General features: G+C 59.9%; 8 protein-coding genes and 1 rRNA gene. 5 read left to right on the forward strand and 4 right to left on the reverse strand.

The features are described from left to right. Positions 1 to 9: 9 nt before the first annotated feature. Positions 10 to 2103, reverse strand: a complete 2094-nt coding sequence (locus tag ACJ8HB_RS12600) for a TonB-dependent receptor (RefSeq protein WP_442520178.1) — start codon at positions 2101 to 2103, stop codon at positions 10 to 12. Between the two features lie 534 nt (positions 2104 to 2637). Here ACJ8HB_RS12600 and ACJ8HB_RS12605 point away from each other — a divergent pair. Together ACJ8HB_RS12605 and ACJ8HB_RS12610 are read left to right on the forward strand one after the other, a co-directional pair. Continuing rightward, positions 2638 to 4248, forward strand: a complete 1611-nt coding sequence (locus ACJ8HB_RS12605) for a condensation domain-containing protein (RefSeq protein ID WP_047569715.1) — start codon at positions 2638 to 2640, stop codon at positions 4246 to 4248. 64 nt (positions 4249 to 4312) lie between these two features. Then, positions 4313 to 7408: an amino acid adenylation domain-containing protein gene (locus tag ACJ8HB_RS12610; protein ID WP_047569717.1), complete on the forward strand. Its 3096-nt coding sequence runs from the start codon at positions 4313 to 4315 to the stop codon at positions 7406 to 7408. Positions 7409 to 7450: 42 nt separating this feature from the next. On the opposite strand, the gene ACJ8HB_RS12615 is transcribed toward ACJ8HB_RS12610, so the two are convergent. Next, a complete protein-coding gene (locus ACJ8HB_RS12615) occupies positions 7451 to 8794 on the reverse strand; it encodes a condensation domain-containing protein (protein ID WP_047569719.1) in 1344 nt (447 codons plus the stop codon). A 274-nt stretch (positions 8795 to 9068) separates the two neighbouring features. Continuing rightward, positions 9069 to 10385 carry a glutamate/aspartate:proton symporter GltP gene (gltP, locus tag ACJ8HB_RS12620; protein ID WP_015376334.1) on the reverse strand — a complete coding sequence of 439 codons (1317 nt, stop codon included), beginning with the start codon at positions 10383 to 10385 and terminating at the stop codon, positions 9069 to 9071. A gap of 900 nt (positions 10386 to 11285) precedes the next feature. Here gltP and acs point away from each other — a divergent pair. The 3 genes from acs to actP all read left to right on the forward strand — a co-directional run bounded on the left by acs (position 11286) and on the right by actP (position 15296). Further along, positions 11286 to 13244 carry an acetate--CoA ligase gene (acs, locus tag ACJ8HB_RS12625; protein ID WP_047569721.1) on the forward strand — a complete coding sequence of 653 codons (1959 nt, stop codon included), beginning with the start codon at positions 11286 to 11288 and terminating at the stop codon, positions 13242 to 13244. Between the two features lie 91 nt (positions 13245 to 13335). Then, on the forward strand, positions 13336 to 13647 hold the full coding sequence (locus ACJ8HB_RS12630; RefSeq protein ID WP_004930047.1) for a DUF485 domain-containing protein: 312 nt from the start codon (positions 13336 to 13338) through the stop codon (positions 13645 to 13647). Continuing rightward, entirely contained in the window at positions 13644 to 15296 is a 1653-nt protein-coding gene (actP, locus tag ACJ8HB_RS12635) for a cation/acetate symporter ActP (RefSeq protein ID WP_033649946.1), read from the forward strand. The genes ACJ8HB_RS12630 and actP overlap by 4 nt, the downstream gene beginning before the upstream one ends. 347 nt (positions 15297 to 15643) lie before the next feature. Here the strand turns inward: actP and rrf are convergent. Then, positions 15644 to 15759 (reverse strand): 5S ribosomal RNA (gene rrf, locus ACJ8HB_RS12640). Positions 15760 to 15885 lie beyond the last annotated feature (126 nt).

Raw genomic sequence — 15885 nt, forward strand, 5'->3', positions numbered from 1 at the left:
GCGATAGCGTTAGAAATTCAGCTCAACCGCCGCGCCGACCAGGCGGCCTCGCTGCAGGGTCGCCGTGTAGATGTCATTACTTCTGACCATCTCGCGGCGGTCGGAATCAAAAAGGTTTTTCGCATACAGCGTGGCGCGGCCGTAGTCGAAGGTGTAAGCCAGCTGGGCGTTGGCCGTCCAATAGGAGCCGATACGCCCGCGCGAATCGTTGTCATACGCCGAGTAATAGGAGTCCGAAAACGCCACGTTGCTGCTCAGCTCCCACCCTTTCAGGAACTGATATTTGGCGCCCATATTGGCGGTGTAAGCCGGTGCGCGCGCCAGCTCATGCCCTTCCACGCCGCTGCCCGAGAATTTCTTGATGTCGGTTTTCAGCAGGCCGAGGTTGCCGAACAGTTCAAAGTCCCAACGCGGCTGCCAGGTGGCGCCGATTTCCGCGCCGTAGGTTTCCACCTTGTCGGCGTTGCGGATCACGCTGGAGTTCTCACCCAACGAGTACGGCAGCTGCATGTCTTTGTAATCGTTGTAGAAGATGTTACCCGTCAGCACCACGTTGGCGTCTTTCAGGTGATGGCGGGTGTACAGCTCATAGTTCCAGACATACTCGGAACCGTAGGTATAGCTGACCACCGGCGTGCCGATCGTGATGCCGCCGCCGCCGGCGTTATAGCCGCGCGCGATCTTGGCGCCGTAGGTTTGGGTATCCGTCGGTTTCCAGGCCACGTCCAGCTTCGGCAGGAACACGGTGTAGGTTTCATCGAAGTCGATACGCACCGCCTGACTGCCGCCGTCGCGGCGGCGGTGTTCGCGTTCCAGACGGCTGGCGGCGGTCACGTCCACCTGCGGCGTCAGCGCATAGGTCAGCTCAGCGAACGCCGAATGGGTATCGGTTTTATCCTTGAAGGTCGATCCGCCGAAGATGTTGACGAACTCATCCTGCGTACCGTGGAAGTAACGCAGCCCAGCCAGCCCGTGCAGGCGACTGTCCGCGCCGCCGAAGCGCACCACCGGCTCTACGTGAACTTCCTGGCCGTCAATCTCGGCGTATTGGATGTTGTAAGCGGTAGGACGGTTGATGTTGAAATCGGTATAGATAACGCGGTTTTCCAACGTCAGCGCATCGGAGGCCTCCCAGGCCAGATCCCAGATGGTGCTGTTCATGTTGCTTTTGAACACGGCGCGGCGCGGATCGTGGCGCGGATTGGTTGGGTGCGGCTGCGGGTTGAGGCTTTCGTTCTGTGGTGCGGTGCTGCCGAAATGGTTAAAGGTCAGTTTGGTAGTCAGATCGCGCAAGCCGGCCGGATTGAACAACAGCTTGGCGCGGGCGGTGGTGGCTTCCACTTCTCGCGGATCGCCCACCGGCGCATAGGCCGGCAGATCGGCCTCGCTGCGGCGGCGCTGGCGATCGACGCTCACGCGGAACGCCAGCTGATCTTCCACCAACGGGCCGGACGCCATGGCGGCCAGTTGCGAAGAGTGTTGGTTGCCGGCGCCGCCCTTGAAGGCGCTTTCCCACTCGAAGGTCGGATCTTTACTGGCCATGACGATGGCGCCGGCGATGGCGTTGCGCCCCTGAATGTAGCTTTGCGGGCCGAGGAACACTTCAACGCGATCCAGATCCCACAGCGACTGCGGGCCGAACGCCTGTTCGTTATAGGTCAGCGAACGGCCGTCCAACGACAGGTTGAGGCGCGGGCGGGTGCCGCTGAGGAAGGCGTTGGCGCCGACGTTCGGACCGGAACCGTCGATACCGCGCACGGTCGGAAGTTCGTTGCCGATGCCCAGATCCACCACGTTGGGGGTCATGCGCAGCAGATCGGGGATCTGCACTGCGTCGGGCATCGATGCGATGCGGTTGCTGTCGAACATCTGCACGCTGGAACTGGTGTCGAAAATAGAACGTTTGACCTTCTCACCGGTAACCAGCAGCGTTTCCGCGTCCTGGTAGGTTTCGTTGCTCTTCGTTTCCGCCGCGTTGACGTTACCGATCGCCAGTGAACAAACCCCTAAAAATACGGAGGAAAACGCCCCAATGGCTTTCATCCCCGCTTTTTCCCCGTTTCCTACGCTTTCATGCCGTTGAGCCGCAAAATGCTTGCCCATAGATGTCTTCTCCTTTCATCCCAGAGGTGCACAAAATTTGATTTTTTTTACACAACCTACATCGACACTCACACAGACCATGACGCTGCGGCCTTCCCGGCCTTGCTGTTGCTTATCCCTGCGGCAAACCCATGTTTTTCGCGGCCAAACGAGCGCGGCCCCGTCCACGGCCAAGCCGCCGGCGAAGCGGCCGGCAGCTTGTATAAAAACGTAAAAGAGTGTTAAGAATGATAATATTTTGCATTTTCTAATGCAAATCATTATCAACAAAGATGAGGAGCCGAGCACGGAAACAGCCAGAAAGCCTTATATTTTTGCAGGTAAAACAAGCGCTGCAATAACAAGCAATCATTTCAATGCTAAGAATAATATAGATAAATTATTCACCTCCAAAGCCCTACCTGCCCGGCATCGCTAAAACCCCTTATAAATAGCACCTTCGCGCCAAATGGATTAAATAATAATAATTTTCATTCCTATTAACATTTGGATATATTCTTGCAGTCTCGTTGGCTGAATCAAAATGGATACCCGATGAAAGCTTTGACCACGATGCAGGCCGCCTATTGGGTAGGCCGACAGTCCGCTCCTCCCCTCGGCGGCATGGCCGCCCACCTGTATGCGGAATTCGACGGCGGCGAGCTGGATCTCGTCCGACTACGCCAGGCCGTTGATGCGCTGTACCTGCATCATCCGCTGTTGCGCCTGCGCATTACCGATGATGGCCGGCAGACGATCGCGCCTCCCGGCCCCCGGCACACCTTGCATATCGACGACTGGCAACATGCCGATGAAGCGACGCTGGCGGCCGCGCTCGCCGCCAAACGCCAGGCGAAAAGCACCCAACTGCTGCCGCTGGAGCAGGGCGTGCCCTGCGATATCAGCCTGAGCCTGTTGCCGGAAGGGCGCAGCCGCCTGCATGTCGATCTCGATATGATCGCCGGCGATGCCATGAGCTTTCGCCTGTTGATGGAAGATCTGACGGCGTTTTATTACCAGTGCCCGCCGGCGCCCCCCCATGACGTGCCGCCGGCCTACTTCGACCACCTCGAACGGCGCGACGCCGACGAGGCGCTGCGCCAGCGGCGCGAACGCGGCCAGCGTTGGTGGCGTGAGCGCCTGGCGCAGGTGCCGCCGGCGCCGCACCTGCTGCGCACGCCGGACCGCTGCCGCAGCGATCGCCTGGCCGTACAGCTGAATGCGGAAGAAAGCCGCGCGCTGGAGAGCGCCGCCAAACGGCATCACACCTCGCTCTCGACGCTGTTTTTAGCGCTGTTCGCGCTGGCCGTCGGCCAGGGTTGGAACATGACGCGCTTTCGGCTCAACGTGCCGCTGTTCCACCGCGAGAGCGAACGGGAGGACGCGCATCGCCTCATCGGCGATTTCTCTAACCTGGTGCTGCTAGGCGTGGAGCTGAACCCGACGGAAAATCTGAGCGCTTTCTGCCGGCGCCTGATGGCACAGCTGGCGGAGCTGATCGAGCATGCGGATTACCCCGGCGTCAGCGTGATGCGCGATCTGTCGCGCCTGCACGGCAGCCTGCAGCCTTCGCCGGTGGTGTTTACCGCCGGTTTTGGCATCCGCGGCAAGACGCTGTTTTCCGAACGGGTCACCGACACCTTCGGCCATCTCGGCTGGGTCATCTCTCAGGGGCCGCAGGTGGCGCTGGATGCGCAGGTCGCCCACGTCGACGACGGCATTCTGATCAACTGGGACGTGCGGCTGGATGCGTTCCCCGAGCAGGTGCTGCCACGCCTGCTGGCCTGTTACCGGGCGCTGCTGCACTTGGCCGCGCGGCAAACGGAGGCGTTCGATCGCCCGCTGTCGCAGCTGTTGGCGCAATGCACACCCGACGCGCTGGCGCAGCAGGCACCGGTGCGCCAGGTGCTGCATCGGCTGCTGGCGCGGGTGGCCCCCGGGGCCGGCTTGCGCGACCACGACGATATCCGCCGGTTGGCCTTGCCGGATGCCGGGGTGAACGCGCTGCTGACGGTGCTCAACAAGTATCTGGCGGCGGCGCTGACGGCGCAGGATCTGGCGGCGCATTCCTCCCCTGCGGCGCTGGCGGCGCTGATCTGCCAACGCTCGCCCGAGGCAGGACGGCATGCGAAAACGCTGCTCGCCGCGCTGGCGCCGCAGCACTGAGATCGGTTTCCGGGCGCGCGGCGCCCGGCTCGTTTTAATCGGTTAGCGACTATAGGGAAGTACCATGGAGACAGCATTAACCGCACTGCAGCAGGCCTATCTTCTGGGCCGCAGCGATCGATGGCCGCTCGGCGGCGTGGCGATGCACGACTTTCGCGAATACCGCGCCCGGCAGCCGGATATGCCGCGCTTTGAAGCGCGCCTGACCGAGCTGGTAAAGCACTACCCGGCGTTGCGCACCTGCATCGATGTGCAGCGCGGCACGCAGCACGTACGCCCGGAGGTGACACTGCATCTGGATCGTCACGATCTGCGCGCCCTTGATGGCGAAGCGGCGCAGCGCCAGGTCGAACAACTGCGCGAGCGTTACTCCCACCAGCGCCACGATCCGAGCCAACCGCTGTGGCGCATCGCCGTGATCCAACTTGCCGAACAGCAGGATCCGACGGGATCGCCGTACGATACGCTGATCTTTACCAGTTTCGATGCCTTGATCCTCGACGGCCAAGGGATCTCCACCGTGATCGCACGCCTGTTCGACGATCGCCCTCTGACGCCGACCACCGCCGCGCTGCCGCTCCCCACCGCATCGGCGGCGCAGCGCCAGGCCGACGCCGCCTACTGGCGCGAAAAGCTGCAGGATGTCACCACGCCGTCGGCGTTGCCGTGGCGCGCCCCGCTCGCCAATCTCACCTCATCGCGCTATCGCCGCGCCAGCCTGACGCTGCCGCGCGATACGATAAAACAGCTTGGCCGTCTGGGATCGCCGCATGCGCTGCTGCGCAACAGCCTGCTGTCGGCGCTGATCCTCGATACGCTGGCCCACTGGACCACCGACGGCGAGCTGTGCGTCGGCGTGCCGGTAGCGTTCCCCGCCGCCGACGGCGCTCTGGGCAACGCCTCCAGCTTCGTGGCGGTGCGCTATTCCCGCCACGGCGAAGACTTTATCCAACGCGCGCAAGCCTTACAGGACGACGTGCTCGGCGCGCTCGACCACCTGACGTTTTCCGGCGTCGATCTGGCGCGGCAGTTGCTCGGCCAAAGCCAGGGCGGCCCGGCGCTGCCGGTGATCCTGACCAACTGCCTGGGCTGGGAAACGCTGCCGGCCGAGGCGCCGGTGCGCTTCCACGACGGCCTGACCCAAACGCCGCAGGTCGCCATCGACATTCGCCTGACGCTGGACAGCGAAAAAAACCTGCAGCTGTGCGTGGACTACGCCGAGCAGGCGCTGCACGGCGAGCAGGTAGAAGCCATGCTGGCGGCACTGCAGCGACGCATCCTGCACAGCTGCCAACGGGCCGACCTGGCGATCGCGCCGCGGGACTTCATCGATCTGACGCATTACCGCCACAACGACAGCGAAGCGAATTACGCACCTTATCCTTATTTGGCGCAGCTGGCCGAGCGGCTGTTTGGCGTACAAAACGGCGGCAACGCGCTGATCTGCGGCGAACAGACGCTGACCTACCGCGAACTGGGCCAGCGGATCGCCACGGCGATCGCCAACCTGCAGAGCCGCGGCGTGCAGCCGGGCAACGTGGTGGCGCTGTATCTACCGCGCAGCCCGGAACAGATCATCTTCAGCCTCGCCTGCGCCCTGCAGGGCGTGATCTGGGTGCCTGTCGATATCAACTCGCCGCCGGAACGCACCGCCTACCTGCTGGAGAACTGCCGGCCGACGCTGGTGGTGCACGGCGGCGATCTGGAGACGCCGATCGGCGTAACGCCGGCGGCCCTGCTGGCGCCGACGGATCGCGCGCCTGCGCTGCCGGATGCACAGACGTTGGCGGAACGCAGCACCAGCCAGGCCGCGAGCTACTACCTGTATACCTCCGGCACCACCGGTAAACCCAAATGCGTGGTGCTCAACAACCGCGCCACCGCCAACGTCGTCCACCAGACTCAGCAACGCTGGGCGGTCACTGCCGACGACGTCTTCATTTCCGTCACGCCGCCGCACCATGACATGTCGATGTTCGATCTGTTCGGTTCGCTGTGCGCCGGCACCACGCTGGTACTGCCGGCGCCGCATCAGGAAAAGGACGCCATCAGCTGGAACCAGCTGGTGGAAAAGCACCGGGTCACCCTGTGGTGTTCGGTGCCCGCCATTCTGGAGATGCTGCTCACCTGCAAAACGGCCGACAGCCTGCGTTCGCTGCGCCTGGTGGCGCAAGGCGGCGACTACATCAAGCCGGCGACGGTGCAAACCCTGCGCACCCTGCGCCCGGATCTCGCGCTGTTCTCGCTCGGCGGGCCGACCGAAACCACCATCTGGAGCATCTGGCACCCGATCGCCCCGCAGGAGAGCGGCACCGTGCCTTACGGCCGCCCGCTGCCGGCCAACCGCTACTTCATCTGCCATGACGACGGCAGCCACTGCCCGGCCGGCGTGGTCGGCCGCATTCATACCGCCGGGGTCAACCTGGCGTTGGGCTATCTGGAGCAGGGGGAGCTGAAGCAGCATGACTTCGTCACCCTCGAAGGGCCGGACGGGCAACCGCTGCGCGCTTTCCGCACCGGCGATCAGGGCTACTACCGTGCGGACGGCAACATCATGTTCGCCACCCGGGTGAACGGCTATGTGAAGATCCGCGGCGTGCGCGTCTCGTTGCCGGAAATCGAAGATGTGCTGCGCCGCCATCCGGCGATCCTGGATATGGTGGTGGTGGACTATCCCAGCGGAGAGAACAACGAAGCGGCGCTCGGCGCCCTGTATCTGACCCGCGACGGTAAACCGCTGCCGCTGTCCGAGATCCGCGCCTTCGCCACCGGCTATCTGCCCTGCACCCATATTCCCACGCGCTTTATCCATGCCGAGGCGCTGCCGCTGTCCGCCAACGGCAAAACCGACCGCCATCGCATCCGCGCCGATCTGAGCCACCAGCAAACCGCGCCGGCGCTGAACGCCTGTGCGGCGCCGCCGCCGAACGCGCCTTTGGCGCGCAGCGCAGAGATCCTGACTATTTACTGGCAGGCGATCGGCGTAACGCCACGCCCGGAATGGGGGGAAGAGACGGCGTTTATCACCATGGGGCTGAAGTTGCCGCATATCAAACAGGTGGCGGAGCGCCTCAATGACGCTTTCGGCACCCGGCTGGTAAGCAGTTCGCTCCTGCCATGCAAGAACGCGCGCGAAGTGGCGGCATTGCTGGCCAACTGATGCCATAAAACTCGGGCGGGGACATTCCCCGCCCGCACTTTATCAGGCAGGCAACGCCGTCAGAGCCGCCAGCGGTTGTTCCCAGGCTTCCCGCTGCAGCGCGCGCAACAGAAACTCTTGCAGCGCCTCGCCATAGTCCAGCACATCCTCCGTCGGGAACTGTTCCAGATAAATATCGATATCGACCTGCAGATCGCGGGCGTCGGTGCGGCCGCGATAAGTCAGATTAAAACCGTCGCCCGAACCGCCGGCCAATACGCGGCGGGTGCCGCTGCAGCCGGTAAACCGGGGCGCATCGAAGGGTTGCACGTTGATGAAAGGAGAAATAAAGAAGCGCGAGTCTGGCTCCACGCCGCGATCGGCGGCCAGTTGACGCAGGCGGTAGCCGGCGTGGCTGCGCAGCTCCCGCAGTTGCTGCGCCATCGTCATCAGAAAATCTCCCAGCGTCGCCGACGGGGGTGGCGATACCAGCAGCGGCAGCGTGTTGACCGCCAGCGAAGGCACGTTGGTGGCAGCCTGCCCGCGGCGATTCATCGCCGGCATCCACATCGGCAGCGTATCGCCTTGTCGGGTGTCGCGCGGCATCACCTGAAACAGCCAGGCCGCCGACAGCGCCACCAGCAAGTCGGGCCAATTGATGCCGCTGCGTTCCGCCAGCTGTGCCAGCCGTTGCGATACCGCCGCCGGCAGCCGGTGGTGGGTGCTTAGACGCCGCACGCCATAGGCCTCACCGCCCTTGCGCACCGTCGGCAGCGCCTGCGACGGCGGCAGATAGCTCTGCCAAAAGCGCCGATCGCGCTCGCATCGCTCAGAATCAGCGTAGGCCAGCTCGGCCTGTTGAAAGGCGTCAAAGGCGCCTAAGGGAATACCCGCGCTGCCTTCACCCAGATAGTGCGCATACAACGCGGCGCAGCGGTGTTCAATCAAGGCCATGCCGAAGCCATCAACCAGAATATGGTGCGCACGCACGTACCAGAGGTAGCGCTCCGGCCCCAGCTTGAGCAGCCAGGCGGCGGCTAGCGGCTCGCTGTGCAGCGCCCGGCGCTGCGCGATATCTTCGCGCATCAGGCTTTGCGCCGCCTGCCAGGGATCGCCGTGCGTTTGCAGATCGATGCGTTGTAATGGCGGTATGCGTTGTGGATCGTGCCGTAACGGCGGAGGAGCGTCGCCACGCCGCTCACCAAAGCGCAGGGCAAACGCCTGCGTCTCGGCGAGGGTAGTGGCGATCGCCCGGCAGAGCGTCTCTTCCTCTACTGCGCCGCACAGTTCGGTGCAGTGTGCGACGGTGGACAGGGTCTGCCCGGGGTGCAAGGTGTGTTCTTCCCAGAAATCAAGCTGCGCTGGCGCCAGCGGCAACCATTCAGAGGCCAAAGCGGTGTCCGACATGTTACCTACCTTTGATAAGCCCGAATAAAGACGCCGAACGGGCGTAACCCCGCCGTTCAACGGCTTTTGCGTGTCTCCATACATCATCAAATGAAAATGATAATAACATCTATTATCATTTCTATTAATTTGGTAACACTTTAGATTCTGTTAAGCGGGGATGCAAGTCGCGCAATAGGACAAAGAAAAGAAAGCGGCAGATTGAAGGGCCATAAAAACAAAACGCCCCGGCACAACTGCCCGGGGCGTTTTTAACATCGGCGAGACTCGGCGATTAGGCCTGATTGGCCGGCTTCACCTTCTGCGCCAGAAACTCCGTTTCGTAGGCCAGCGCCTTCTTGCGATCGAACTGGTGCTCCCATTTGGCGATCACCAATACCGCCAACGCGTTACCCACGACGTTCAGCGCGGTGCGCGCCATATCCAGGATACGGTCCACGCCGGCGATGAACGCCAGGCCTTCCAGCGGAATGCCGACGCTGCCCAGCGTGGCCAGCAGCACCACGAACGAGACGCCCGGCACGCCGGCAATCCCTTTCGAGGTGACCATCAGCGTCAGCACCAGCACGATCTCCTGCCCCAACGACAGCTCGATGCCGTACAGCTGGGCGATAAAGATGGCGGCGATGCTCTGGTACAGCGTCGAGCCATCCAGGTTAAAGGAGTAGCCGGTCGGCACCACGAAGCTGGTGATCGACTTGGGCGCGCCGTAAGCCTCCATCTTTTCGATGATGCGCGGCAGCACCGTTTCCGAGCTGGCGGTGGAATAAGCCAGGATCAGTTCGTCTTTCAGGATGCGGATCAGCGTCCAGATGCGCAGGTTGCACAGCCGGGCGACCGCCCCCAGCACCACCAGGGCGAAGAACGCGATGGCGAAGTACACCAGCACCACCAGCTTGGCCAGCGGCAGTAGCGAAGCGAAACCGAAGTTGGCTACCGTGACCGCAATCAGGCCAAACACCCCGATCGGCGCATAGCGCATGATCATGTGGGTGACTTTGAACATGCTTTCGGACACCGCCTTGAACACCTTCAGCAGCGGTTCTTTGGTCTCTTTCGGCAACGACGACAGCCCCAGACCGAACAGCACCGAGAAGAAGATAATCGGCAACATGTCGCCCTTGGCCATCGACGAGAAGACGTTCGACGGGATCAGCGACAGAATGGTCGCCACCAGGCTGTGCGAACCGCTTTGCACCTGTTCGGTGGTTTTCTCATACTGCGAAATGTCCACCGTGGTCAGCGTCGACATATCGATGCCGTGGCCGGGTTGGAATACGTTGGCCAACGTCAACCCCACCACGATGGCGACGGTGGTGATCACTTCGAAGTAAATAATGGTTTTCAATCCGATGCGGCCCAGCTTTTTCGCATCGCCCACGCCGGCAATACCGACGATCAGCGTGGAAATAACGATCGGCACCACAATCATCTTGATCAGACGAATAAAGATATCGCCCGCCGGGCTGAGAATATTACTCACCAGCCACTCACGAGATTCGGTCTGGTTGTGCAATACCGCGCCAACAATAATACCCAGTACCAACGCGATCAGGATTTGCCAAGCCAGGCTAATTTTTACACTTTTCATACCCAAAAAGTCCTCAAAGACCCTTTTCGCCGTACAAAGTCGCAACACGGCGAAAAGAATACTTAATCATTTATTACAGGCTTATGTTAATTCAATGGAAGCGTTCACCTGCCCTGGGTGCGACGCAGTATAAATCTGTATCATCCGGGCGGCATGCTCTGCAAGCCTTGATTTGTCAGGGTTGAGCGCTGAATCGAATAACAAAAATTTCGCGTTACTATTTCAAACGGCATAATTGCTTGTTATTAAAAACATAATTTTTCATACAATGAAGCACACAAGCACGCCGGCGACGATTTTTTGAACGCCATTAAAGTGCGTTATTTTTCACCCATTCTGCATATTTAATCCGCATAAAATGTTTGTATTTTGTTGCTTAAAAGTCAAACAAATGAGAATTGACCGAGTGACACTTTCGGCCATAAATGCAGCGCCACTTTATATTCAGATTAAAAAACGAACGATATTGCAGAGCGAATGCCATAAGGTATCATCCGACCTTTCATCAGGAATTAAGGTTAATAAAACGTTATTTCACGATGTGTCGTCCATCGTTATATGGTGTTAATACCAACTTCGAATATTAATAGCGAAAAATAATCCAAAAAGATTTATAGCGAGAAATAATTATGACCCTGCGCGTATCTATTAATATCGAGGCAGTTCCCCCCGTCTTTGTTTATTCTTTTTTGTTCTTTATATAAGTGTTTTTGGTTAAAAATGCGGGTTTATGGGGATTTAAGCACCAAAGAGATAGATATGCCCTGCAAATGCGACAGAACGATTACAAATCAATATCTTTGTTGCGTGATCTGCCGCGCAAAAAAGAAACAAAGAATCGTAGCAAACTATACTTAACCTTCAGTTGACATATCATTAACAACTTCAAGGAGAAAAGCTATGAGCCAACTGCATAAACACGCTATTCCTTCTGCAATTGCAGAACGCGCCCTGATTAATCCGGCACAATACCAAGAGTATTATCAACAGTCGGTTCAAGACCCAGAGGCTTTCTGGGGTGAGCATGGCAAAATCCTGGATTGGATCAAACCCTATACCAAAGTTAAAAATACCTCGTTCGATCCGGGCCACGTCAGCATTCGCTGGTTTGAAGACGGCACGTTGAACCTGGCGGCCAACTGTCTGGATCGCCATTTGGCCGAGCGCGGCGACCAAACCGCTATTATCTGGGAAGGCGATGACCCGACCCAATCCAAAAAAGTGACTTACAAACAGTTGCACCATGACGTCTGCCAGTTCGCCAACGTGCTGAAAAAGCTCGGCGTGAAAAAGGGCGACGTGGTGGCTATCTATATGCCGATGGTGCCGGAAGCGGCGGTCGCGATGCTGGCCTGTGCGCGCATCGGCGCCGTTCATTCGGTGATCTTCGGCGGCTTCTCGCCGGAAGCGGTCGCCGGGCGCATTATCGACTCCAACGCCAAGCTGGTGATCACCGCCGATGAAGGCCTGCGCGCCGGCCGCGCCGTGCCGCTGAAAAAGAACGTCGATGATGCGCTGAAAAATCCCAGCGTGGTCAGCATCGCCAACGTGGTGGTGTTCCAACGCACCGGGAAGCCGGGCTACTGGCAGGAAGGGCGCGATCTGTGGTGGCATGAGCTGATCCAGGGCGTCTCCGCCGACTGCCCGCCGGAAGAAGTGAACGCCGAAGATCCGCTGTTTATCCTGTACACCTCAGGCTCGACCGGCAAACCGAAAGGCGTGCTGCACACCACTGGCGGCTACCTGGTGTACGCCGCGATGACCTTTAAATATGTGTTTGACTACCACGACGGCGACATTTACTGGTGCACCGCCGACGTGGGCTGGGTTACCGGCCACAGCTATCTGCTGTACGGCCCGCTGGCCTGCGGCGCCACCACGCTGATGTTCGAAGGCGTGCCTAACTATCCGGGCGTCAATCGCCTGTCGCAGGTGATCGACAAGCACCAGGTCAACATTCTGTATACCGCGCCAACCGCCATTCGCGCCCTGATGGCCGAAGGCGACAAGGCGATCGAAGGCACCCGACGCGATTCGCTGCGCATCATGGGCTCGGTCGGCGAGCCGATCAACCCGGAAGCCTGGGAGTGGTACTACAACAAGATAGGCAACGCAAAGTGCCCGATCGTCGACACCTGGTGGCAAACCGAAACCGGCGGCTTCATGATTACCCCGCTGCCGGGCGCCACCGAGCTGAAGGCCGGTTCCGCCACGCGGCCGTTCTTCGGCGTACAGCCGGCGCTGGTCGATAACGTCGGCACGCCGCAGGAAGGCGCCTGCGAAGGCAACCTGGTGATCGTCGACTCCTGGCCGGGCCAGGCACGCACCCTGTTCGGCGATCATGACCGCTTCGAGCAAACCTACTTCTCGACCTTCAAAGGCATGTACTTCAGCGGTGACGGCGCCCGTCGCGACGAGGACGGTTACTACTGGATCACCGGCCGCGTCGACGACGTGCTGAACGTCTCCGGCCACCGTCTGGGCACCGCCGAGATCGAGTCTGCGCTGGTATCGCACCCGAAAATCGCCGAAGCGGCGGTGGTCGGCATTCCTCATAACATCAAAGGCCAGGCGATCTACGCCTACATCACGCTGAACCACGGCGAAGAACCGACGCCGGAGCTCTATACCGAAGTGCGCAACTGGGTGCGCAAAGAGATAGGGCCGATCGCCACGCCGGACGTGCTGCACTGGACAGATTCGCTGCCCAAGACGCGCTCCGGCAAGATCATGCGGCGTATCCTGCGCAAAATTGCCGCCGGCGACACCAGCAACCTCGGGGACACCTCCACGCTGGCGGATCCGGCCGTAGTCGACAAGCTGTTGGAAGAAAAACAATCAATGAAAGTGCCGTCATAATTTACGCCGCTTCAGGCCGTTCATTCGGATAACGCGCCGTTGAGCGGCCCTGGCGCGGCGTAATCTCTCAATACCGACTGGAGACACTCTGATGAATGACACCATTTATCAAGGGATTGAAGAAAACCCGCGCTTTAAAGAGCTGGTGAGAAAACGCGGCCGGTTCGCCTGGCTGCTTTCGCTGATTACGCTGGCGCTGTACGTCGGCTTTATTCTGTTGATCGCCTTCGATCCGCAATGGCTCGGCACGCCGATCGCCGCCGGATCGACCATCACCCGCGGGATCCCGGTCGGCGTCGGGCTGATCGTGATCTCTTTCGTCTTGACCGGGATCTACGTGTTTCGCGCCAACGGCGAGTTCGATCGCCTCACCGCAGAAATTCTGCGTGAGGTGAAACAATGAAGCGCTTATTCTCTGCCACCGCGCTGCTGTTGCTTCCCGGTCTGGCCTGTGCCGAAGCCATCGGCGGCGAAGTGCATCGTCAGCCGCTGAACATCCAGGCGATCGTGATGTTTATCCTGTTTGTCGGCGCCACGCTCTACATCACCTATTGGGCGTCCAAACGCACCCGTTCCCGTCAGGATTACTACACCGCGGGCGGGCGCATCACCGGCCTGCAAAACGGGTTGGCGATCGCCGGCGACTTCATGTCTGCCGCCTCGTTTCTCGGCATCTCCGCCCTGGTCTACACCTCGGGCTATGACGGCCTGATCTACTCCATCGGCTTCCTCATCGGCTGGCCGATCATTCTGTTCCTGATCGCGGAGCGCCTGCGCAACCTCGGCCGCTATACCTTTGCCGATGTCGCCTCTTACCGCCTAAAACAGAAACCGATCCGCACCCTGTCGGCCTGCGGCTCGTTGGTGGTGGTGGCGCTGTATCTGATCGCGCAGATGGTCGGCGCCGGCAAGCTGATCCAGCTGCTGTTCGGGCTCAACTACCACGTGGCGGTGATCCTGGTCGGTATCCTGATGGTGCTGTACGTGCTGTTCGGCGGCATGCTGGCCACCACCTGGGTGCAAATCATCAAGGCGGTGCTGCTGCTGTCCGGCGCCAGCTTTATGGCGCTGATGGTGATGAAGTCGGTTAACTTCGACTTCAACACCCTGTTCGCCGAAGCGGTGAAGGTGCATCCGAAAGGCATCGCCATCATGAGCCCAGGCGGCCTGGTGTCCGATCCGATTTCCGCGCTGTCGCTCGGCCTGGCGCTGATGTTCGGCACCGCCGGTCTGCCGCACATCCTGATGCGCTTCTTCACCGTGAGTGACGCCAAAGAAGCGCGCAAGAGCGTGTTCTACGCCACCGGTTTTATCGGTTACTTCTATATCCTGACCTTTATCATCGGCTTCGGCGCCATCTTGTTGGTCAGCGCCAATCCGGCCTTCAAAGACGCCACCGGCGCGCTGCTGGGCGGCACCAACATGGCGGCGGTCCACCTGGCCAATGCCGTTGGCGGCAACTTCTTCCTCGGCTTTATCTCGGCGGTGGCCTTCGCCACCATTCTGGCGGTCGTTGCAGGCCTGACGCTGGCCGGCGCCTCGGCCGTTTCTCACGATCTGTACGCCAGCGTGATGAAAAACGGCAAGGCAACCGAGCGCGACGAACTGAGAGTATCCAAGATCACCGTTGTGGTGCTAGGCATTGTCGCCATTGCCCTGGGGATTTTGTTCGAGAAGCAGAACATCGCCTTTATGGTCGGGTTGGCGTTCTCCATCGCCGCCAGCTGTAACTTCCCTATCATCATCCTGTCGATGTACTGGTCGCGTTTGACCACTCGCGGCGCGATGATTGGCGGCTGGCTGGGCCTGTTGACGGCGGTGATTCTGATGATCCTCGGCCCGACGATCTGGGTGCAGATCCTCGGCCATGAAAAACCGATTTACCCTTATGAATATCCGGCGCTGTTCTCGATGATTGTCGCCTTTGTCGGTACCTGGCTATTCTCGATCACCGACAGCTCGCTGGCCGGGCAGCAAGAGCGGGAACGCTTCCGGGCTCAGTTTGTCCGTTCGCAAACCGGGTTGGGCATCTCTCAGGGCAGCTCGCATTGACCGAATAATAAGTGAAAAAAGCAAACACACCCTAATCAAAGGCCCTTCGGGGCCTTTTCTCTGGCTGTTTTGTCGGAGAAACAGCGCAGTGTAGCTGCGCTTTTTTACGTTTTACGCATAGCAAAAAGCCCTGAACGTCAGTTCAGGGCTTTCGGCTTGGTTTGATGCCTGGCAGTGTCCTACACAATTCGTCTCATCCTGAGACTCTCCCCTCCGGGGCCGCCGCGAGCGGCGTTAAGGCCCGTTCCCGACGGGCCTTTCGCATGCCCATGCTCGTGCAGAACGCCAGATAACAGACAAAACAAAAAGCCCCATGCTTTCGCATGAGGCTTGTTGTTTTATTTGATGCCTGGCAGTGTCCTACTCTCGCATGGGGAGACCCCACACTACCATCGGCGCTACGGCGTTTCACTTCTGAGTTCGGCATGGGGTCAGGTGGGACCACCGCGCTATTGCCGCCAGGCAAATTCGTTTCATTCCAACCGCTTCACTCTCGTGTCGCCATCAGAACCAATCTCGGAACTTCGCTGAAAATATCTTCGTCTCTAAAACACCTTCGGTGTTGTAAGGTTAAGCCTCACGGATCATT

The organism is Serratia sp. CY27727, assembly GCF_052169275.1.
Taxonomy (GTDB): domain Bacteria; phylum Pseudomonadota; class Gammaproteobacteria; order Enterobacterales; family Enterobacteriaceae; genus Serratia; species Serratia sarumanii.